Origin of the sequence: Salinimonas profundi, from assembly GCF_014750655.1 — a bacterium.
GTDB classification, from domain to species: Bacteria; Pseudomonadota; Gammaproteobacteria; order Enterobacterales; family Alteromonadaceae; genus Alteromonas; species Alteromonas profundi_A.
The window spans coordinates 1-21,987 of the sequence record NZ_JABBXD010000007.1; the positions used below are offsets into that span (position 1 = coordinate 1).

Here is a 21,987-nt window from a genome sequence, read left to right on the forward strand (position 1 = left end):
TGCATCTTACTTTTACTTAATCTGTTCAGTCGTGCCGTCTGCGCGTTAAGGCCCAAAAGAGCGATGTTTCTTCGAGTGAACAATAGTTGTTGATAGAAAGATATCGATGAACCGTGGAGCAAGAGTGGCAGGCTGTCCGGGTAAGAAAATAGCAGACGCATCAGGGATGAGGCATCAGTAGTGTCAGGGGCAGGAGGCCCCTTACACTGCGGTGCTATTTTCCCGGGCAGATTGGCACTGCTGTCTTGCGATGGGTTCCGCAGGGAGTGCAGAGGGCGTTGCGCAACGCCCTCTGCTTGCTGGCCGTCAACACGGCCAGGGCTGTTTACACTCTGGTGTCAAGGTATTTAAGAGCTTTATAAAAAGTGCTTCTTTTGAATTGCTTCGTTAACTGAGATTTCGCAGTTGTATCTACTTTCGCCGGTGTCGACCGGCAACGACCAGAGGGTAAGAGCGTTTCCCCTCTGGACTCCCCCTTTGTCTGAACGCTCAAAGCGGCAGATAACCGGAGCAGATAAAAACAACCGGGGTAAAAGGGGCATCCATGCCCCTGTTCCCCCTGACTCATCATCCATGATGAGCCTTGTTTTTATTTATTCTGCTCCGGCTATCTGCTGAGCGTTAAGGCTACAAAAAGCGATGCTTCTTCGAATAATCAAAAGTTGGCGATAGAAAGATATCGATGAACCGTGGACCAAGTGTGGACAGGCTGGCACTGCGGCCTTGCGATTGGGTTCCGCGGGGCGTGCAGAGGGCGTGGCGCAACGCCCTCTGCTTGCTGGCCGTCAACACGGCCGGGGCTGTTAAGCCTTCCGATGGCTGTTTGCATAAACAATAAAAAGCCACGCTGTTGCCATAATTCATCTCTCATCGGACCGATTGTTTGCATATGCTTAAATCAGTATCTACAAACGGGAGAAATATGTGAGCAAAGCATCATCAGTTATTTTAGCGGCGGGTATTATCATCGGCCTAAGTCTTCTAGCACTGCTATTGGGTCGCGCTATGGTTGAGTTTAAAGCCTGGGACCGGGTGGTTACCGTAAAAGGACTGTCTGAAAAGGAGTACCTGGCTGATACAGTAATCTGGCCATTGCAGTTTACCGTTGCCGACAACGACGTGGCTGGACTTTATAAAACCATCGAGACGCAATCGGCACAGATTAAAGATTTTCTGATAGCCGCTGGCGTGCAGGAAAATGAAATCAGTATTGGCGAACCGGCGATTACCGACAAGCTGGCCAATCAGTATGGCGGAAACGCAAATGTTCAGTTTCGCTATACAGCCAATCAGACGGTGACGGTCTATTCAGATCGTGTTGAAGATATTCGTAAATTAATGAGCACCAGTAGCCAGTTGGTAGAAAAAGGGATTGTTTTATCTACTCAAAGTTACGAGGCGCAAACAGAGTATGTGTTCACCCGCCTCAACGAAGTGAAGCCGGAAATGATAGAGCAGGCGACCCTGAATGCACGGGAAGTAGCGCAAAAATTTGCTAAAGACTCGGACAGTCAGCTGGGAAAAATAAAACGCGCGAATCAGGGGCAATTTTCAATTAGCGCCAGAGATAAGCAGCACCCTCATATCAAAAAGATCAGGGTGGTCTCGACAATCCAGTATACGCTGGTCGACTAATGCATCCGGACTTGCGATGAGGTGCCTGTTCACTGCTATACTGCGTGGGTGATTATAAACGGGCTGTTTATCAACAAAGATGACTGATTCGACTTCTTCCCAACCGGCGCAGCTGGAATTTTTTGATGTGCCCAGCCCTTGCATTGGTGTGTGCCAATCGGGGCCCCGGGGATATTGCAAAGGCTGTTTTCGTAGCAGGGATGAGCGGTTGTACTGGTTACAGGTAGATGCCCCGACCCGGCGCAAAATCGTGGCTGCCTGCTACCGACGCAAGCAAGCAGCGTTGCGCAAAAAGCGGCACGCCGAAAAAGAAAGCCCGGTATCGGTTCAGTCTCAGTTCGATTTGTTTGATAATAACAGTTAACGAAATTTAGCCCGATCGTCGCGCAGCCCTGATATAATGGCGCTACATTTATGGTGGTTTACTTTCATGACGTTAGAAAAACTTGTTGCCTACGCGGCCAATTCCTTTACGTTGCCTGATGTTTGTTTACGGCTTCGCGAAGTGCTTGATGATCATCGCTCTGACGCCGATGATATCGCTCGCCTGATTTCGGTGGACCCGTCGCTCACGGCAAAAATTCTGAAACTGGCTAACAGTGCGCTGTTTCGCTTTCCTTCACAAATTGACTCAATCAGTCGTGCAGTTAATGTTGTGGGTGGTGAGGCGTTGTACAATCTGTCTGTAGCAGAAACCGCCAATGCCGCTTTTAAGACCTTTGACAGTCATCTGATTGATCAGGAAAAGCACTGGAATGAGTCTGTCTATTGCGGCATGGCCGCAAAATACCTGGCGCGGCATGTCGGACTGCGAGGCAGCGAGCGTTTTTTTGTTACGGGGATTCTGCATAATCTGAGTGAACTGGTGATGGCAAAATACGATGCTGATGGCTATCAGCAGTATTTATCAGAAGACAGCAAGCTGTTGCCTTGGGAAAAGCAGCAGCTTGTCTTTGGGTTTGACTTTGCACATCTAAGCGGACTGATTCTGGAGCGTTGGCAGTTGCCACTACCGCTTTTTTATCCGGTCAGAAATCTTCATAATGTACAAAAACAAGCCAATGAAGTGGACATCGCTTTATTAGCATGTGCTCAGCGGGTTACAATCCGTGAAAAACGCCAGGATGGGCAAGAGAATATCGATCTCTTTACGCCGGCTATTGCAAATAGTCTGGATATTGAGGGTGAGGCACTGGGCAATGCGGTGATTTATGCAAACCAGGAAACCAGTAAAATCGCCTCATTAATTAACTAATAAAAACAATCGGCCAGGGATGGAATACTTTGCGCTAAATGTCATTCGAACCCATTTATGTTAAACCAACCTAAAGCCTGGTTCTGGGGCACAGTGCTGGCTATTGCCAGCAGTTTCCCGGTGCAGGCAGCCGACAAAAATTTGATACAAACGCTGTATCATACTGAGTTTACCTTTAACCAGGACGAAGCTGAGGAGCTTTTTTCGCTCGATGGCGAGATCGGTGTGCTCAATGCCAGTGGAAATACTGATGCGACGTCACTTAAACTGGGTGTTATCTCAGAACACGAAACACTGAATTGGAACAATAATTATTCATTAGACTTTCTGTATAAGCAAACAGAAGTTGAGTCTGATGGCGAAAAGCAGGACAGGGTGAGCGCGCAGCGCTTTTATGGAACCGCCCAGTTTGATTATAAGCTGGAAATGCCTGGTCGCCGCCTCTTTATGTATGCCGATTACGAAAATGATCGCTTTAATGGCTACGAGTATCGGGCAACGTTGGCCAGCGGTTGGTCACATCGTATGTGGAATACTGACGAAAGCATGTTTCGTTACAGTGTTGGACCCGGTTATGGCTTTGTAAAAGCGGAAGATGATACGGTAAGTAATGCCAATGACGGGTTGATTTTGCGCGCATCCGGCGAGTACCAGTATCAGTGGTATACTGGCTCGCGGCTGAGGCAATTTTTAAGCGCTGAAATAGGCGCGAATAATATTAAGACGCGGTCAGAAACCGCACTATCGGCAAATTTATTTGACTCTCTGGCGATGAAGCTGTCATTCGTGGTGGCTTATGAGACTCAGCCGATTGGCGATATTTCCGGGCTGAATACCGAAACCTCTTTGTCTGTGGTTTATCGCTTTTTTTAGAACAGGGATGCCTGTGAGCGAATGCTTAACGAATAATAAGGCCCAACAAGCGCTGTTGGGTCATTTTTTTGGAATGTTACGAGGAACAACATGAAACGAACAGTATTAGCCGTCACTGTTATCGGTGCGCTTTTTTCGGCTGCGGCATCCGCCCAGACACAGCAAAAACCTTTAACGCTGGAAGGTGGCCTGGGCTTCATCTTTACCACAGGTAATACCGATACGACCTCAGTGAATGGCTCAATTGAGTCGCACCAGGAGCTTGAGCGCTGGAGTAACGATTACAGCCTGAGCGGCCTGTATAAAGAAGAAGCGGTTGAGAATGACGAAGGTGTTGAGGAAGACAGAACGTCTGCTCAACGTTTTGATGCGCGGGCGCAGGCGAACTACAAACTGGATAATCCTGATTACCGTTTGTTTGGATTTGCCTCGTACGAAGACGATCGCTTCAGCTCGTACAACTATCAGTCTACCATCGCAGCGGGTTGGAACCACAAGCTATGGCAGGATGACACGACATCGTTTGAGTACTCAATCGGTCCGGGTTACGCATTTAACGAAACACAGGACGGTGAATCGCAAAATGGCATTATCGTTCGTGCATCCAGTGCATTCCAGTGGCTGATTTCTGATACAGCAAAATTCACACAAACAGTTAGTACGGAAGTTGGTAGCGAAAACACCAAGTCTGCCGCAGAAACGGCACTAACTGCGTCGATAAGCGGTAATCTTTCGCTGAAAGTCGGTGTGTCTTTAAACCACAACTCAAATGTTGAGGCTGATAAAGAGAAGCTGGATACCGAAACTGCGGTTACTTTGGTTTATAGCTTCCTGTAAACTATTTTGTATACAAAAAAGCCAACCTTCGGGTTGGCTTTTTTATTGAAAAACCGTCTTAGTGAAGCAAACGCGCCTTGATGGTGCCGTCAATTTGCATCAGTTGCGCAAGACCGTCGTAAGCTTTATCGGCTTCCACATCAATGACGACATACCCGACATCAGCAGTGGTTTGCAGGTATTGTGCTTCAATGTTGATGCCACGTTCTGCAAACGTGCGGTTAATCTGCATAATTACGCCCGGCCGGTTTTCATGAATATGCAGTAAGCGAGAACGGCCCGGGTGGTCAGGCAGCGATACTTCCGGAAAGTTTACGGCAGAAAGGGTAGAGCCATTATCACTGTACTTGGCCAGCTTACCCGCGACTTCTACCCCAATATTTTCCTGCGCTTCCTGCGTACTTCCGCCAACGTGCGGCGTTAGAATGACATTATCAAACTGGCGTAACGGTGATTCAAAAGTTTCGGTGTTAGATTTAGGCTCGACCGGAAAGACGTCGATGGCGGCACCACTAAGTGCTTTTGACTCAAGGGCTTTAACCAGCGCATCAATATCTACCACCGTCCCGCGTGAAGCGTTAATCAGAATCGCGCCTTTTTTCATTTTGGACAGCGTATCAGCGTTTATCAGATCTTTTGTTTGCGCTGTTTCCGGGACGTGAAGTGTCACCACATCAGAGGTTTTAAGCAGCTTATCCAGGCTCTTGACCTGAGTGGAGTTACCCAGTACCAGCTTATCTTCAATATCATAAAATTGTACGCGCATTCCCAAATGCTCGGCGAGGATGCTCAGCTGCGTACCAATATGACCGTATCCGATGATCCCCAGTGTTTTCCCCCGCGCCTCAAATGAACCATCGGCAGTTTTGTCCCACTCTCCGCGATGTGCCATGGCATTTTTCTGGGGCACTTTTCTTAGTAACAAAATGATCTGCCCCAGCACCAATTCAGCCACTGAACGCGTATTGGAAAACGGTGCGTTGAAAACCGGAATACCGCGTTGTTGCGTTGCATTCAAATCGACCTGATTGGTGCCGATGCAAAAACAGCCCACGGCCACCAATTTACTTGCAGCATCGACGACCGCCTCGGTTAACTGTGTTCGCGAGCGAATGCCGATGAAGTGAACATCTTTCACTTTTTCAATCAACTCATCTTCAGGCAATGAGGTTTTGAGATACTCTATATTGGTATACCCGCTGTTCTGCAGGGTTTCGACCGCACTTTTATGTACCCCTTCAAGTAACAGGATACGGATTTTCTCTTTGGGTAATGACACTTTGCTCATGAACGCATCTCAAAAATAAAAAGTAAAAGACATCTGGACGTCTAAACGTATCAGAAGTCGGGCAGGCTGAAAAGGATAAGTTCGGTTTTTATACCTGCCACATCGAAGTCGCCCGTTAATCGTATTGATTAACGCCGTTATCATCTGCACAAAGCACAACATTCGCTCCGCGCATGGCGAAAAGCCCATTGGTAACCACGCCGGCAAGATTATTGATTTGTGCTTCCAGTTCGCGGGGATTCAGAATCTCAAGGTTGTGCACATCCAGTATCACATTGCCGTTGTCGGTGGTTACGCCCTGGCGATAGACCGGGTCGCCACCAAGTTTGACCAGCTCTCTGGCTACATAAGAACGTGCCATGGGAATCACTTCTACAGGAAGCGGAAATTTACCCAGCATCGGAACGCGTTTGGAGTCATCAACGATACAAATAAACTGACGCGCTACAGCAGAGACAATTTTTTCCTGCGTCAGCGCCGCGCCACCACCTTTTATCATATGCTTATGTTCGGTAACCTCATCGGCGCCATCGATATAGACATCAAGATCATCCACCTCGTTAAGGTCAAAGACCTGAATACCGTGCTTTTTAAGACGCTCGGTGGAGGCATTGGAACTGGATACCGCGCCAATGATATCGTTTTTCATATCGGCAAGTCCGTCTATGAAATAATTGACCGTGGAGCCGGTACCGACTCCCACGATAGTATCTGGCTTCACAAATTGTAGTGCCGCCTTGGCAACCGCTTCTTTTTTCTGATTCTGGTCCATACACCCTCCTTATTCTGTTAGCGCAAAGTGTACCGCAAGTTATACGTATTTTGAGCCTGTTTACATGCTTTTATCGAATAGCCATATTTTATCGGGTGTAACAATGATATCGCAGGGAACATCCCATGGCGCCACAGGCAGTTGTTCAACCTGCTGACAGGTATGAGCAATACCCGCCAGTAGCGGTCGATGCGGGTTATCACGGTGGTGTGCCAGCGTGCGATCATAAAATCCGCCACCCATGCCCAGACGGTTTCCCTGCGCATCGAAGCCGACCAACGGCATCAGGATAAGATCATGTTCTTCTATCAAACGGATGGAGCGGGTGGCAAGCGCTGGCTCTGCAATGTTAAAGCGATTTACACGCATAGGTGTATCGGCGTGGTAATCCAGAAACAGCAAATGTTTATGAGTCAGTGGATGTAATACCGGCAGCGAAACCGCAATATCAGATAACTGGCAGTGCGAGATAACGTCCGTCAGTTCAGGCTCACCATCGTTGGCGAGGTACGCCGCAATGCGACGTGCCTCTGTGAAGCGAGACAGAGATTGTAGTTGCCCGGCCAACATCGACGAGGCCTGTTGCTGTTGGGCGGGTGATAGCGCGCGTCGGGCTTCTCGTAGCTGCTGGCGCAATTGCCCACGACCTGGTAAGTCCGTCATAGGGTAATGATCCCAGTTTGAAAATGCCTAGCATACGATGCTACTAAGCGAATGCAACACCCTGACCGACAAATAAAAAAGCCGGCGAAATGCCGGCTTAAATACTATCAATAAATTGGATTATTTGGCGTAGGTATCTACGAACAAGGCTTCTAATCGTTGTGCGTCAACGTTTGTCGCAACACTGACCGTTTGCGCTTCTGTCCACAGCGGGCTGGCGGTGCTACCGACGGGGGCGACAATGGTTTGCCCTCTGTTTAAATCGTCGGTTGAAACCCGGATATTGCCCTCTGTCATCTCAAAAAGATCAGGCTGAATCAGATGCGCCAACGGGAAGGCATCGTGGAAGCAACATACACGCTCGTCGCCTTCTTTAGTGTAAAAATCAATGTAGAACTGCGCAGCCTGCTGGACAAATCCACCCAGCTTTTCATTTTTTTGCGCCAGTGTATCAACAAACGCTTCTTTAAAACGAACGGTGTTGGTCACATCAAGGCCGAACATGGCAATGTCCCAGTCGGCTGAAAAAACGATATCGGCCGCGTGCGCATCATTCCAGATGTTAGCTTCTGCCACCGGTGTGACATTACCAGGAACAAATGCCGCACCACCCATAATGCTGACGCCTTTAACCAGTTTGGGAAGTTCAGGCTCCAGACGCAAAGCCAGCGCAAGATTGCCTAGCGGGCCAATGGCAACCAGCGTAATTTCACCTGGATGCTGACGCGCCATATCGACGATAAATTGTGCCGAGCTGCGCGGATCCAGTTTACCTTCCGCCGCAGGGTAATTGATGTTGCCAAAACCGTCTTCGCCATGAACAAAATGTGCGTAAGAAGATTCGGGGCCAACCCACGGCATACCTACACCTTTGGTAACCGGGATGTCTTTTTCTGCCAACTTACACAATGTGATGGCATTTTTAGCTGCCATATCCACAGGCACATTGCCAAACACCGTTGTCAGGCCCAGCACCTCAATGTCTGGTGACTGAAACGCAAAAAAGATAGCCATCGCATCATCGATACCCGGGTCGGTATCTAAAATTATTTTATGTGTCATTCGTTGTTATTCCAAAAATCAGGCGTTCTTTGCCAGGAAGCGGTCGACTTCCTTCTGAGAGGGTATAGATTGAGCGGCACCCTGGCGGGTGACAGCCAAAGCAGAAGCGGCACAGCCACGTTTCAGGGCTTGTCTGGCATCTGTGTGATTACTGTAAGCAGACAGGAAATATCCGATGAAGGTATCACCTGCAGCAGTGGTATCAACGGCGTCGACTTCAAATGCCGGTACTTTTTCCACAGTGTCTTTTCGGATCATCATCACGCCTTCTTTACCCAACGTAATCAGTACTTCAGCGTGCTGCCATTTTTCCTGAAAACAGGCCACGATATCATCCAGCGATGACTGCCCGGTGATGGCTGCTGCTTCTGTCTCATTAACGATCAGCAGATCTACACAATCTAATGGCAGGTCGTGAACATTATCGCTCATCGGCGCCGGATTAAATGCCACTTTTAAGCCTTTGTCGCGCGCCTGTGTAAGCACCTCATCGATACAGCTTGTTTCGTTTTGGGTTAGTACCCAGTCAGATGACCCTGTATCCAGCAGCGCTTTTTTAACCGTATCAGGCGTAATAGTCTGGTTGGCGCCACCAAACAGCACAATGGCGTTTTCGCCACTAGGTGTAACCTGAATAATGGCGTGACCCGAAGGCACGTCATGGCAGCTAACATAGCGACAGTCCACGCCATTTTTAATGAGTGTCTGTTTAAAAGACGCGTCGGATTCGTGAATACTACCAACATGCTTCACATCAGCACCGGCCTGAGCCAGTGCGATTGACTGGTTGGCACCCTTGCCACCCAGTAATTGCTGATAGTTTGATGAGGCCAGGGTTTCACCTGGTTTAACGAAATGGTCCACCGAATAAACATGATCGATATTGATGGAACCGAAATTAATTACAGCCATTTCTTCTTCTCGTCGAAAGAGGGCGTCTCCCAGAATGCCGCTGTTCATTTTTCGCCCGTGAGCCGAAAGGTTCACGGCGGAAGAATCATCATGACCGTAGGCTTCTCGATACGCGCCGAGCTTGCTCAATAGTCATAAGTTCAACTTCCTTTTTTTAAAGCATCGGCCAGGGACATGAAATGAACTGGCAAACATCCCAGGAGACATTGATCAATTATAAAGCGCTACAGGGTATATGAAACGCGCAGGCGCGTGAAGAGATCAGTCGCCGTCGCTATACAATTGGTTACGCTTACCATTTTAAATGACACCGACTCACGTTCATACGCAGTGTCGGTACAGATGCCACGATTATGTTGTTGCGCTGAAAAATTTCAACCAAAACTTAACCAAATGGTCAAAGAAATAACTGCTGGATAAGATCTTAATAGATAATCGGTGTAAACGAAAGGGCAGCGTTATGCTGTTATTGTATAAACGCAAACAAAATGTCTGATAGCATCATACTGTAAAGCGGGTAAGCAAATGCATAACAGACCGAACGCGGAGCAAGTGTCGCGCTAGGCTTTAACCCCGCTTTTTGCTAGGATTAGACGTGTAAAATACTCCATTGCAAAAAGGTAACCCGTGGACAGACAACTCGATTATGACAACGTAACCAATATACTGTTTCAGCATTCCGTAAATGCTGATGCGGCTGAAATTCACGGAATCATGTGTGGCATGTTGTGTGGGGGGATGTCTCTGACTGACCAAAAGTGGCAGTCGGTACTGGCCGATACCACCAATCAGGGCGAACCTTTCTCTCAGGCAGTGAGTTTTAATCTTGAACAGCTTTACAGTCAGACCTGCGAACAGCTACTTGAAGGTGAGTTCAGTCTGCAATTGATGCTACCTGATGACCAGACGCCGATTAACGATCGCGGTGTGGCGCTAATTAACTGGGTGCAGGGATTTATGCTTGGTTTCGGGCTGCACCAGCAGGATCTGATGCAATGCTCTGCTGATGTACGAGAAGCCATCAACGATTTTTCTGATATCTCCCGCATGGAAGAGCCCATGGAAGCCGATGAAGAATCGGAAAAAGCGCTGTACGAAGTTGTAGAGTATGTAAAAGTATCAGCGCTGCTGTGCTTTAGCGAGCTTGGTCGTTCTTTACTCGATGATCAAAAAGACACACCGTCGGTACATTAAATGATTAGCCAGCAAGAATTTATCGCGCGTCAGCAGCGTTTGCTGGCACAGTGCGCCCCGGGTAGTGTTTGTATTATTCCCGCCGCCCGGTTGGTAACCCGCAGTCGGGATACCGAATACACGTTTCGTCAGGATAGCGACTTTTGGTATCTGACCGGTTTTGATGAGCCAGACACCTGGCTGCTGCTATCTAATCATGAGCGGCATCAGCACTCGTTTTCGGCGATGATATGTCAGCCCAAAGATAAGTCACAGGAAATCTGGCAGGGCCGCCGGCTTGGCGCTGAAGCGGCTATTGCCCGTTTTGACCTGGATGAGGCGTACGACCTGTCTGAATTACCGGAAGTGCTGATGGAGTGGCTATACGGTCATGACCACGTGTATTTTGCATTGGGGCAGCACGGGCATGCCGATACACTATTTTTAGAGGCGATGGCGGCATTGCGCGATGCGCCAAAAGAAAGCTGTGCGCCGCCATCAATTCAGGATATCCGCCCGCTTTTACACGAAATGCGGTTGTTCAAGTCGGCGTGTGAGGTCGCGGTGATGAAAGCAGCGGGTAAAATATCGGCTGCAGCGCACACCCGAGCGATGAAAGCGGCCCGACCGGGTATGTATGAATACCAGCTTGAGGCAGAGCTACACCACGAATTTGCGATGGCTGGCGCGCGCACTCCGGCCTACTCAACCATTGTCGGCAGCGGTGAAAACGCCTGCGTGCTGCATTACACGCAAAATAATAAAGCGCTGGAAGACGGGGATCTGGTACTGATTGATGCCGGTGCTGAGTACATGGGATACGCGGCAGATATTACCCGTACCTTCCCTGTCTCAGGGCAGTTCTCTGAACCGCAAAAAGCAATCTATGCACTGGTACTTAAAGCGCAGCAAAAAGCACTGGATTTTATCGCCCCCGGCGTCACCTTAAAAGAAGCCACGCTGCTGGTGGTTGAGATTATTACCGAAGGTCTTATCGAACTTGGTCTTTTACGCGGAACATTAAGTGAAAACCTGGAAAATGAGAGCTGGCGTGCGTTTTTCATGCATGGGCTGGGTCATTTCATTGGTCTGGACGTTCACGATGTGGGTAACTATCGTATTGATGGCGAAGACAGACCCTTACAACCGGGCATGGTTATCACGGTAGAGCCGGGTATTTATATTGCGCCAGATGCTGATGTAGACGATGCTTATCGTGGTATCGGCGTCAGAATTGAAGATGATGTGGCCATTACTGCCACGGGCATTGACGTATTAACCGCTGATGTGCCCAAGTCTATAGAAGAGATTGAGGCACTAAAGAGATAAACAGTGACTGAACAGACAGCGACACGGACGGATATAGCAATCATCGGGGGCGGCACAGTAGGCAGCGCCCTCGCGCTGGGTATTACTCAGCGTACCGCGTTTAGTGTGACGGTCATTGATGCTAATACGCTGGATAACAGTCAGCAGCATCCGGGGTTCGATGCCCGCGTCATTGCCCTGGCGCGGCGCACGGTGGATGAATTTACCGCGCTGGGCGCCGATATCTCGCAGAGTAATGCTGCGCCCATCCAGCATATTCAGGTCTCTGATAAAGGCGCTGCCGGATTATGTAACCTGCATGCCGACGCGTTCGGGCTTGATGCGTTTGGACACGTCATTGCGCTTAGTGCTCTGGGCCCGATTCTTAATAGCGCGATAGGTCATGCGGCTAAACGTATCGAAAACACGTCTGTAAAATCAGCACAACAAAGCAATGAGCAGGTTGCGCTGTGTCTTAGTAACGGTGAAACCTTATCGGCCCGTCTGGTGGTGCTGGCTGATGGAGGGCGGTCAACACTGGCTGAGTCTCTAGGGTTTGAACGACGCGCTGAACCCTATGACCAGGTCGCGGTGATCTGCAATGTTACACTGTCAGAGCCTCATCAGAACAAAGCCTATGAGCGGTTTACCCCCGACGGCCCACTTGCATTTTTGCCGTTCAACACCGATAAAAAAAATGCAGGAAACACCTTTTCCGTGGTGTGGACGGTTCGTCCAGAGCTTGCTGAGCAGCTGGTTGCTATGACGGATGCACAGTTTATCCGGGCGCTGCAAAAAGCATTTGGCTATCGCCACGGTACTATCCGCCAGGCCGGCGAACGACAGCAGTACCCGCTGGCACTTCGGCACACTGACCGTCTGATCGCGCATCGTGTTGCGGTGGTTGGCAATGCGGCGCAAACCCTTCACCCGATTGCAGGACAGGGATTTAACCTTGGTTTGCGTGATGTCATTACGCTAACCCATACCCTGACCAATAACGATGACCCCGGTAGTTTCAGTGTCTTGCGCGATTATGCCCGGGCCCGACAGCCGGATCGTGACCAGACTATCTGGCTGACTGACACACTGGTACGCAGTTTCTCCAATACGATGAAACCCCTTGTAGCGGGGCGCAACATCGGTTTGATAGCGATGGATAATTTGCATGCTATTCAGCAGCGCTTTGTCCGCCAGACTACCGGCTACGGTCCCTCGACGACAGGAAATTAAGTCTATGCACAAAGTTGATATTGCAATTGTAGGAGGGGGCATGGCCGGGCTGACACTGGCTGCGGCATTGTCCGGCAGTGATCTTGATGTTGCTCTTATCAGCCGGGAGCCACTGGCGCAATCTGTGCCTGAAACGCCGATGCTCCGCGTTAGTGCCATCAATGAAGCAAACCGGGAAGCGCTGAGCGCGTTAGGCGTATGGCAATATCTGCCAGAGGAGCGGGTTTCACCCTATACTCACATGCATGTGTGGGACAAAGATAGTTTTGGGCATATCCGCTTCGATCATGAGCAAATGCAGCGCGCGCAACTGGGTCATATCATTGAAAATCAGGTGTTGGTTAACGCGCTGGCAGAACGGGTAGCACAGCAAAATAATGTCACCGTGCTGCAAAGCGGTATCGAAAAGGTGTTGTGGGGCGACCACGAGACGATGGTGATGCTGCAAAACGATGACGTGGTTGCCTGTAAGCTGGTGGTAGGCGCAGATGGCGCGAATTCCTATGTGCGCAAGCAGGTCGGCTTTCCCATTACATTCCGCGATTACGGGCATACCGCGATTGTGGCAACAATTGAAACCTCGCAACCCCATGCACAAACGGCCAGACAGGTATTCACACCCACCGGGCCACTGGCTTTATTACCGTTAAAAGATCCGCATCTTTGTTCCATTGTCTGGTCTCAGGATACGCCGGAAGCTGAAAGGTTATTGCAACTGGATGATGAGGCGTTCGCCCACGCGCTGACCGCCGCAACTAATAGTGAAGTGGGTACTATCACGCTTAAAAGTGAGCGCAAATCTTTTCCGTTAACCATGCGGTACGCCAGGCAGTGGGCCAGTGAAGGCGCGGTCATCATCGGTGATGCGGCACATACTATTCATCCGCTGGCCGGACAGGGCGCAAATCTTGGAATGCAGGATGCGCTGGCGCTGGCAGATTTACTTCGCCAGCTTGAGCAGCAAAACAAACCATTCGCCCGTTTACGGTATTTACGCCCCTTTGAGCGGGCCCGAAAAGCCGAAGCGATGAAAATGGTCAGTGCAATGGATGGCTTCAAACTTTTATTTGAGGGCGACAATCCACTCAAAAAGATGGTACGCGGTATTGGTCTGGTCACGACCGATAATATACCAGCGCTCAAACAGAAGCTTATCAGTCAGGCTATGGGATTTTAACGCAACATTTGCAAAGGTGTGAAAGGGTGCGCATGATAGTTCCTGTAAATAATAAACAGGATAACTCATGGACAAGCGTGGATTTTTAAAATTTTCCGGTGTGGGGCTCGCGTCAGCCTCACTGCTTGCGGCTTCTGTTAAAGCAGGCGCGCAAACCACTTCTGACGACGCGTTTTATACCGATAACAAACTCACCGACATCACCGGTACAGTTAAGCCAATTTCCGCAAAAGAGCGACAATCGCGTATCAGTAAGGCGCAGTCTTTAATGGCTGAGCACGATATATCTGCGATCATCATCGAGCCGGGTGCAGCGATGGATTATTTCACGGGCATTCAGTGGTGGCGCAGTGAACGACTCACTGCTGTGGTTATCCCCAGAGAAGGCGAAATCGCCGTTGTGACGCCGTTTTTTGAAGCGCCCAGCGTAAAAGAAACCCTGCAGGTAGGTGATGATATTCGTGTCTGGCAGGAGCACGAGAGCCCGTTCGAGCAGGTAAAGCAGATTCTTAAAGACAGAAAAGTCACCAAAGGAAAAATCGGCTTTGAGCAAAGTGTTCGCTACTTTGTGTTAAATGGGCTGATGCCGCTGTTGCCTGATATGAAAAATGTATCGGCAGAGCCGGTCACACTGGGCTGCCGGATGTATAAATCTGCCCACGAACTGCGTCTGATGCATAAGGCAAATGAAATCACACTGCAGGCTTATGGCCATGTTTATAAAAACCTTGAGGCAGGCATGTCGCAGGGGGATGTTAAAGGGCTGATGCAGTCTGCGCAACAAACGTTAGGCGGCAGCGGTATCTGGACCATGGCCCTGTTTAACGAGGCATCTGCTTATCCGCACGGCACCCGACAGGAGCAGATTCTCAAAGAGGGCTCGGTGGTACTGATGGACTGTGGATGTTCAGTGCATGGTTACCAGTCAGATATCAGCCGCACGTTTGTATTTGGCGAAGCCAGCAAGAAACAGCAAAAAGTTTGGCAACTTGTGCGAGACGGTCAGCAGCGCGTATTTGAGCAGGCCCAACCGGGCAATACCGCCGGTAGTGTTGATGAGCGCGTTCGTCAGTATTACCAGGAGCAGGGCTATGGCCCTGGCTATCAGCTACCGGGGCTTTCGCACCGCACCGGTCACGGCATTGGTATGGAAGGTCACGAACGGGTTAATTTCGTCAAAGGTGAAAAGCAAAAGCTGGCTCCGGGCATGTGCTTTTCCAATGAGCCGGGTATTTATATTCCGGGAGAGTTTGGGGTCAGGCTGGAAGACTGTCTGTATATCACCGATAAAGGGCCACAATGGTTTACCCGACCGCCGCAGAGCCTGGAAAAGCCAATTGGTGAGCTGGCTTCATTACGTACTGAATAACCGTAGGAACCATAGTCATGAAAACAAGGAAGTTTGCGACACTACTGCTGTTATGCGCAGCACTTGTTGTGGGTCATGCCCGGGCGCAGGATACAGCCATCCCCGATACACTGATAACGCAGTTGGGAAGCATGGCCGAAAGCGACAATGCAGAAGCCATGTATCATCTGGGTATGCTTTACAATAACGGCGTGGGCGTCCCCCGTTCGCCGTCAAAAGCATTGGCGTACTTTCGCCGGGCGGCTGAAAAGGGCGATGCGCTCGGTCAGTATAAGCTAGGCTGTTACCTGGTTGGGCAATTTGGTCAGATAGACGGCCTGCAGCTGAATAAAGACGAGGGAATGAAGTATAAGCAGGCTGCAGCCGATGCCGGCTACGCGCTGGCGCAATACGATGTGGCCGGGGTTCGCTTTCAACAGAAGCAATGGGACAGCGCCCTCGAATGGTTAACCCGTGCTGCGAAACAAGGGTATCGCCCGGCGATGGTGGCGCTTGCGGGCGTATACAGTGATAAGCAAACCCCGGTGTATGATCCGGTCAGTGCCTGGCAATATTTTCTGTTGATACCTGAATCGACTGGCAGTGAGTGGCTGCAGACCCGCCGGTCAGCGGTAGAAGCTGAACTGAGTGCAGAACAAAAGCAGAAAGCGGCTGATCAAAAGTCCAGCATGCAGTTTGCACCCACAGTCCTTACCAAACGTGCGCAAGCCGGGCTGGACAGAGCAAAAGCGCTGATAAAACAGCAGGATAATTAAGCGGCGCTAGTCAGACGGGTTTTGATGAACTCTGCCAGTGTCTTACTGACCACCGGATGCTGGCTGTCCTGATTAAACAGGCAAATATTTACCTTGCCTAAATCAGGCAAAAACCGATGCTTAAGCACGGTCAGGTTGGCGGGCATACTGGCGCGGGCCAGCGCGGTAATGCCCAAACCCTGCTGAATGGCCGCGGTCAGTCCGGCCAGATCAGCATTGGTATAGGCGATTTTCCACGCCCGGGTTTGCTGTTTCAATTGCGCTATTACGCGGCTTCGATAAACACAGCCATCCGGCGCCAGAACCAGCGATATCGCATCACCATGCACAGCCAGCCCGGATTCTCCTACCCACACAATGTCATCCTGCAGCACCAGTTCTCCCTGGGTTTCTTCATCCGGATTAGCCAGTGCCAGAATTAAGTCAAAACTGTCGCGTTTAGTGCGGTGCAGTAAGTCACGACTTAGCGCTGAAGTCACTTCCAGTGAAACATCCGGGTAGCGCTTGGAAAACTCGCCAATCAGGCCGGGCAACAGGGTTGACGCAAACTCGCTGGGGATCCCGAGTCTTAGCCGGCCACTTAATGGTGCGGGCGACAGCGATCTGAATATACCGTCATTCATCTCCAGCAATTCTTTTGCTTTTGGGTATAGCCAGTTGCCATCTGCACTGGGCACGTGGCGCTGACCGACCTTGGTGAACAGTTTACGGTCGAGCTGTGCCTCGAGCTTTTTGATCTGCAGGCTTATAGCAGGCTGCGAACGGCCCAGCCATTCACCGGCTTTGGCGTAACCGCCTTGCTCGATCACACTGACAAATGTGCGTAAGTTGTCCAAAGATAGCTGCTGCATAAAGATTTGAAATTCTGATGTTAAGTGCTTTGTTCATTATACTTTTAAATGTAATGATAAGAAATTCCAATTTGTTACGAAAGTGTTGTCGCCCTATACTTGCGCCATTATTTTGCAATCATCAAAAGGTTGAGATACATGAGCAGCAAAACAGGATTACACGCCAAGCATCTGGAAGCCGGTGCCAAAATGGTGGACTTTTTTGGATGGGACATGCCAATCAGCTATGGTTCTCAGATAGAAGAGCACCATGCGGTCAGACAAGACGCAGGCATGTTCGATGTATCACACATGACTATTGTTGATGCAACCGGCAGCCAGGCGAAAGATTATTTACGCTATTTGCTGGCTAACGATGTGGCAAAACTAAAAGACAAAGGCAAAGCCTTATACAGTGGCATGCTGAATGAAGAGGGCGGCGTCGTTGACGACCTTATCGTGTATCACTTTGACGATACTAATTACCGTCTGGTAGTAAACTCAGCCACGCGCGAAAAAGACATGAACTGGTTGCTGGCCAAAGCGGAAGGCTTTGATGTGACCATTACTGAGCGCTCGGAATTTGCCATGATCGCGGTGCAGGGGCCTAACGCGAAAGAAAAAGCAGCCACTCTGTTCAGCGAAGCGCAAAAAGAAGCGGTTGCAGGTATGAAGCCCTTTTTTGGTGTACAGGCCGAAGATTTGTTTATCGCAACAACAGGTTACACCGGTGAGGCTGGCTACGAAATTATGGTTCCCGAAGCACGTGCGCAGCAGTTCTGGCAGGGTTTGCTGGATGCTGGCGTAAAACCTTGTGGCCTGGGCGCCCGTGATACGCTTCGCCTTGAAGCGGGTATGAACCTTTACGGTCAGGATATGGACGAATCTGTGTCACCGCTGGCAGCTAACATGGGCTGGACCATTACCTGGGAACCGGCTGACCGTGATTTTGTGGGTCGCAAGGCGCTAGAAGCACAGCGTGAGCAAGGTACTGATAAGCTGGTCGGTCTGGTCATGACGGACAAAGGCGTTTTGCGTGCTGGTCAGAAAATCAGAACAGAAAAGGGCGAGGGTGTGATTACCTCTGGTACATTCTCTCCAACACTCGGCCATGCAATTGCGATGGCCCGTGTTCCTGCCGGCACTGAAAATCAGGTCGAGGTGGAAATGCGCAAAAAGTGGGTTACAGTAGACGTTGTTAAGCCTAGCTTTGTTCGCAACGGTAAGAGTGTTCTTTAACTTTTAACTTCAAGTCAGGAAAAACAATGAGCAATATTCCAAAAGATTTACGCTACGCGGCAACTCACGAATGGGTACGTCCTGAAGGAGATGGCGTCTTTACAGTAGGCATTTCTGAGCATGCTCAGGATTTGCTGGGTGATATGGTATTTGTTGAGTTGCCGGATGTGGGCGACCAGGTCAGCACAGGCGATGATATTGCCGTTGCTGAGTCTGTTAAAGCGGCGTCTGATGTTTACGCGCCTATCAGCGGTGAAATCGTGGCGGTAAATGAAGAGCTTGAAGAGTCTCCGGAGCTGGTCAACTCTGACTCCTACGGTGATGGCTGGATGTTCAAAATTAAAGCCGACGACGCGTCAGAAGTTGAAAATCTGCTTGATGCAGACGGTTATCAGGCGTCAATCGACGAAGAATAATTCGGACAGGTTCGTCGCAATACATATTTGTTAAAAGGGGCTGATTAAACGCCCCTTTTATAATTCACTCTTAATTACACGTGCGTATTTTGCTATGTCAGATAATGCTTTAACGCTTGCTCAGCTAGAGCAGAAAAATGCATTCGTTCGTCGCCATATCGGGCCGGGCGAAGATGAAATTGCCCAGATGCTGCAAACCATTGGCGCGGAGTCTCTGGAAGATCTTACCAGTCAGACCGTACCGGCAGGAATCCAATTGGATGAACCTGTTAATGCCGGTGAAGGTGCTACCGAAGTCGAAGCGCTGTCTGCATTGAAAGCGGTTGCGGCGAAAAATAAAATCAATCGCTCTTTTATCGGCATGGGCTATTACGATACGCATGTGCCAAATGTTATTTTACGTAACGTGCTGGAAAATCCGGGCTGGTATACCGCTTACACGCCCTATCAGCCCGAGATTGCTCAGGGCCGTCTGGAGGCGATTCTTAATTTTCAGCAGGTCACCATTGACTTGACCGGCCTTGAGCTGGCCTCGGCATCCTTGCTGGATGAGGGGACAGCCGCGGCAGAAGCCATGGCATTGGCCAAGCGCGTGTCAAAGAACAAAAAAGCGAATCTGTTCTTTATCGCTGATGATGTGCATCCGCAAACGAAGGACGTGGTGGAAACCCGCGCTGAAATGTTTGGCTTTGGTATCGTTAGTGGGCCGGCTGAAGAAGCGGCTGAGCATGATGTATTTGGTGCCTTGCTGCAATACCCCTCAACCACTGGTGAAGTAAAAGATATCAGCGATATCATTGCAGCGGTACAAGCCAAAAAAGGTATTGTGGCGGTGGCAGCAGACCTGATGAGTCTGGTGATGCTGAAATCGCCGGGTGAGCTGGGCGCTGATGTGGCACTGGGTAGTGCGCAGCGTTTTGGCGTTCCGATGGGTTATGGTGGTCCGCACGCGGCCTTCTTCGCGACCCGCGATAAGTTCAAGCGCTCGTTACCCGGCCGTATCATTGGTGTCAGCAAAGATACCCGCGGTCGCCCGGCACTACGCATGGCACTGCAGACCCGTGAACAACATATCCGCCGTGAAAAGGCGAACTCGAATATCTGTACGGCGCAGGTGTTGCTTGCCAATATGGCGTCATTCTACGCGGTGTATCACGGTCCTGAAGGGTTGAAAACCATCGCCCGTCGCATTCACCGACTGACCGATATTCTGGCCAGCGGCCTGACCAGCAATGGGCTGGCACTGATGCACAGCACCTGGTTTGACACTATTACAGTGAAAGTCGATGACAAGGCTGCGGTATTGCGTCGCGCTTATGAAAAAGGGCTGAATCTGCGCAGTGATATCGACGGTGCGGTGGGTATTTCTCTGGATGAAACCACGACCCGTGACGATATAAACGCACTGTTCGACGTACTAATAGGGCACGAGCATGGGTTAGATGTCGAAAAGCTGGATGCTGATGTTACGACACAGGGAAGTCGCTCAATTCCAGCTGATCTGACGCGCACCAGCGACATTCTGACCAATGATGTATTCAACCAGTATCACTCTGAAACAGAAATGCTGCGTTATATCAAGTCACTGGAAAACAAAGACCTGGCGTTGAACCATTCCATGATTTCACTGGGCTCGTGCACCATGAAACTGAATGCCACCGCAGAGATGATTCCGGTGACCTGGCCAGAGTTTGGTCAGCTACATCCGTTCGCTCCGGTTGACCAGGCGAAAGGCTATCACGAAATGATTGACGAGCTGGCTGAATGGCTCATCAGTATCACTGGTTATGATGCGATGTCGATGCAGCCTAATTCCGGTGCGCAAGGTGAATATGCCGGCTTGCTGGCGATTCAGCGCTACCACGAAAGCCGTGGCGAAGGGCATCGTAATGTGTGTCTTATTCCAAGCTCAGCGCACGGTACTAACCCCGCTTCAGCGCAAATGGTCAGCCTGAAGGTTGTCGTTGTCGATTGTGATAAAAACGGTAACGTCGATTTAGACGACCTGCGTGCCAAGGCAAAAGAAGTTGGTGATAATCTGTCATGCGCGATGATTACTTATCCGTCGACGCATGGTGTGTATGAAGAAACCATCCGTGAAATCTGTGACATTGTGCATGACCACGGTGGTCAGGTGTATATGGACGGCGCCAACATGAACGCGCAGGTGGGGATCACCGCACCAGGCTTCATCGGTTCAGACGTCTCGCATCTTAACCTGCACAAAACATTCTGTATTCCGCACGGCGGCGGTGGTCCGGGTATGGGGCCAATTGGTGTGAAATCGCATCTTGCGCCATTCTTACCTAACCACCGTGTTGTGGATATTGAGGGTGCCGGTGAAGGTTGTGGCGCGGTATCCGCTGCACCATGGGGCAGTGCCTCTATTTTGCCTATCAGCTACATGTACGTGAAGATGATGGGGGCAGCAGGCTTGCGTAAAGCATCACAGGTCGCCATTTTGAATGCTAACTATGTGGCTAAGTCACTGGAAGGTCACTTTAATGTCCTCTACAAAGGGCAAAACGGCCGCGTGGCGCACGAATGTATTATTGATCTGCGTCCGTTAAAAGAGGGCTCGGGTGTTTCTGAGATGGATATCGCCAAACGTCTGAATGACTACGGCTTCCACGCGCCCACTATGAGCTTCCCTGTTGCCGGCACGCTGATGATTGAGCCGACTGAATCAGAGGCGAAATTTGAGCTGGATCGCTTCATTGAAGCAATGATCAGTATCCGTCAGGAAATTGCCAAGGTGGAAAGCGGTGAGTGGGATGCCACTGACAACCCACTGCACAATGCGCCGCACACACTGGCAGACATTTGTGACAGTGACTGGAACCGTAGCTACGACCGCCAATTGGCTGCGTATCCGGTACCGATTGTTGCACGCAATAAGTTCTGGCCCAGCGTCAACCGTATCGATGATGTATATGGTGACAGAAACCTGCAGTGCTCATGTGCGCCAATTGAGGCTTACCGGGACGAGTAGGGTGTCAGAAAGTGACAGCTGAAAGGGTAAAAAAAGGCGAACCATCAGGTTCGCCTTTTTTATTAGCCTGGCGGTATCTTAAACCGTATAAGAGGCAATGCATTTCACTGCTGGCCTTCAGCGTCTGAGTGCCCAAGCCTGTTAAATTGGAGGCTATGTGCTGAACGCCTTGAGGCCGGCAGAAGGCTGCTCTTAACG

20 protein-coding genes and 1 other RNA gene are annotated in these 21,987 nt (G+C 50.1%); 14 read left to right on the forward strand and 7 right to left on the reverse strand.

The window, feature by feature from the left end; all coding sequences use genetic code 11:
• Positions 1–924: 924 nt before the first annotated feature.
• The 5 genes from HHX48_RS12335 (at position 925) to HHX48_RS12355 (ending at position 4,600) form a co-directional block, all read left to right on the forward strand.
• Positions 925–1,635 carry an SIMPL domain-containing protein gene (locus HHX48_RS12335; protein WP_191025545.1) on the forward strand — a complete coding sequence of 237 codons (711 nt, stop codon included), beginning with the start codon at positions 925–927 and terminating at the stop codon, positions 1,633–1,635.
• Positions 1,636–1,714: 79 nt separating this feature from the next.
• Positions 1,715–1,999 carry a DUF1289 domain-containing protein gene (locus HHX48_RS12340; RefSeq protein WP_191025546.1) on the forward strand — a complete coding sequence of 95 codons (285 nt, stop codon included), beginning with the start codon at positions 1,715–1,717 and terminating at the stop codon, positions 1,997–1,999.
• A gap of 66 nt (positions 2,000–2,065) precedes the next feature.
• A complete protein-coding gene (locus HHX48_RS12345) occupies positions 2,066–2,890 on the forward strand; it encodes an HDOD domain-containing protein (protein ID WP_191025548.1) in 825 nt (274 codons plus the stop codon).
• 57 nt (positions 2,891–2,947) lie between these two features.
• Positions 2,948–3,763 carry a DUF481 domain-containing protein gene (locus HHX48_RS12350; RefSeq protein ID WP_191025549.1) on the forward strand — a complete coding sequence of 272 codons (816 nt, stop codon included), beginning with the start codon at positions 2,948–2,950 and terminating at the stop codon, positions 3,761–3,763.
• 90 nt (positions 3,764–3,853) lie between these two features.
• Positions 3,854–4,600, forward strand: a complete 747-nt coding sequence (locus HHX48_RS12355) for a DUF481 domain-containing protein (protein WP_191025550.1) — start codon at positions 3,854–3,856, stop codon at positions 4,598–4,600.
• A 58-nt stretch (positions 4,601–4,658) separates the two neighbouring features.
• On the opposite strand, the gene serA is transcribed toward HHX48_RS12355, so the two are convergent.
• The 6 genes from serA to ssrS form a co-directional block, all read right to left on the reverse strand.
• Positions 4,659–5,888: a phosphoglycerate dehydrogenase gene (gene serA / locus HHX48_RS12360; protein ID WP_191025551.1), complete on the reverse strand. Its 1,230-nt coding sequence runs from the start codon at positions 5,886–5,888 to the stop codon at positions 4,659–4,661.
• A gap of 115 nt (positions 5,889–6,003) precedes the next feature.
• Complete coding sequence (gene rpiA / locus HHX48_RS12365; protein WP_191025552.1) at positions 6,004–6,660, reverse strand: ribose-5-phosphate isomerase RpiA; 657 nt, start codon at positions 6,658–6,660, stop codon at positions 6,004–6,006.
• A gap of 60 nt (positions 6,661–6,720) precedes the next feature.
• Positions 6,721–7,323 carry a 5-formyltetrahydrofolate cyclo-ligase gene (locus HHX48_RS12370; protein WP_191025553.1) on the reverse strand — a complete coding sequence of 201 codons (603 nt, stop codon included), beginning with the start codon at positions 7,321–7,323 and terminating at the stop codon, positions 6,721–6,723.
• Between the two features lie 120 nt (positions 7,324–7,443).
• On the reverse strand, positions 7,444–8,385 hold the full coding sequence (locus HHX48_RS12375) for a nucleoside hydrolase (RefSeq protein WP_191025554.1): 942 nt from the start codon (positions 8,383–8,385) through the stop codon (positions 7,444–7,446).
• An 18-nt stretch (positions 8,386–8,403) separates the two neighbouring features.
• Positions 8,404–9,297 carry a ribokinase gene (locus HHX48_RS12380; protein ID WP_191025555.1) on the reverse strand — a complete coding sequence of 298 codons (894 nt, stop codon included), beginning with the start codon at positions 9,295–9,297 and terminating at the stop codon, positions 8,404–8,406.
• A 22-nt stretch (positions 9,298–9,319) separates the two neighbouring features.
• A non-coding RNA gene (gene ssrS / locus HHX48_RS12385) (6S RNA) lies at positions 9,320–9,503 on the reverse strand.
• 421 nt (positions 9,504–9,924) lie between these two features.
• Here ssrS and HHX48_RS12390 point away from each other — a divergent pair.
• The 6 genes from HHX48_RS12390 to HHX48_RS12415 all read left to right on the forward strand — a co-directional run bounded on the left by HHX48_RS12390 (position 9,925) and on the right by HHX48_RS12415 (position 16,312).
• Positions 9,925–10,491 (forward strand): UPF0149 family protein, encoded by a 567-nt coding sequence (locus HHX48_RS12390; protein ID WP_191025557.1) that lies wholly within the window; start codon positions 9,925–9,927, stop codon positions 10,489–10,491.
• Positions 10,492–11,799 carry a Xaa-Pro aminopeptidase gene (pepP, locus tag HHX48_RS12395; protein WP_191025559.1) on the forward strand — a complete coding sequence of 436 codons (1,308 nt, stop codon included), beginning with the start codon at positions 10,492–10,494 and terminating at the stop codon, positions 11,797–11,799.
• A gap of 3 nt (positions 11,800–11,802) precedes the next feature.
• The gene (ubiH, locus tag HHX48_RS12400; protein WP_191025561.1) at positions 11,803–13,011 is read left to right on the forward strand and encodes a 2-octaprenyl-6-methoxyphenyl hydroxylase; all 1,209 of its coding nucleotides are present in this window, start codon (positions 11,803–11,805) and stop codon (positions 13,009–13,011) included.
• Positions 13,012–13,015: 4 nt separating this feature from the next.
• Positions 13,016–14,188: an FAD-dependent monooxygenase gene (locus HHX48_RS12405; protein WP_191025563.1), complete on the forward strand. Its 1,173-nt coding sequence runs from the start codon at positions 13,016–13,018 to the stop codon at positions 14,186–14,188.
• A 67-nt stretch (positions 14,189–14,255) separates the two neighbouring features.
• The gene (locus HHX48_RS12410; protein WP_191025565.1) at positions 14,256–15,557 is read left to right on the forward strand and encodes a M24 family metallopeptidase; all 1,302 of its coding nucleotides are present in this window, start codon (positions 14,256–14,258) and stop codon (positions 15,555–15,557) included.
• A gap of 17 nt (positions 15,558–15,574) precedes the next feature.
• Complete coding sequence (locus tag HHX48_RS12415) at positions 15,575–16,312, forward strand: tetratricopeptide repeat protein (protein ID WP_191025567.1); 738 nt, start codon at positions 15,575–15,577, stop codon at positions 16,310–16,312.
• On the opposite strand, the gene HHX48_RS12420 is transcribed toward HHX48_RS12415, so the two are convergent.
• Positions 16,309–17,163: a LysR family transcriptional regulator gene (locus HHX48_RS12420; RefSeq protein ID WP_191025569.1), complete on the reverse strand. Its 855-nt coding sequence runs from the start codon at positions 17,161–17,163 to the stop codon at positions 16,309–16,311. The genes HHX48_RS12415 and HHX48_RS12420 overlap by 4 nt on opposite strands.
• Positions 17,164–17,301: 138 nt before the next feature.
• Between HHX48_RS12420 and gcvT the strand changes: the two genes are divergently transcribed.
• The 3 genes from gcvT to gcvP all read left to right on the forward strand — a co-directional run bounded on the left by gcvT (position 17,302) and on the right by gcvP (position 21,789).
• A complete protein-coding gene (gene gcvT / locus HHX48_RS12425; RefSeq protein ID WP_191025571.1) occupies positions 17,302–18,381 on the forward strand; it encodes a glycine cleavage system aminomethyltransferase GcvT in 1,080 nt (359 codons plus the stop codon).
• Positions 18,382–18,407: 26 nt separating this feature from the next.
• Positions 18,408–18,797, forward strand: coding sequence for a glycine cleavage system protein GcvH (gene gcvH, locus HHX48_RS12430; RefSeq protein WP_191025573.1), 390 nt, complete (start codon positions 18,408–18,410; stop codon positions 18,795–18,797).
• 94 nt (positions 18,798–18,891) lie between these two features.
• Complete coding sequence (gcvP, locus tag HHX48_RS12435; RefSeq protein ID WP_191025575.1) at positions 18,892–21,789, forward strand: aminomethyl-transferring glycine dehydrogenase; 2,898 nt, start codon at positions 18,892–18,894, stop codon at positions 21,787–21,789.
• Positions 21,790–21,987: the final 198 nt, after the last annotated feature.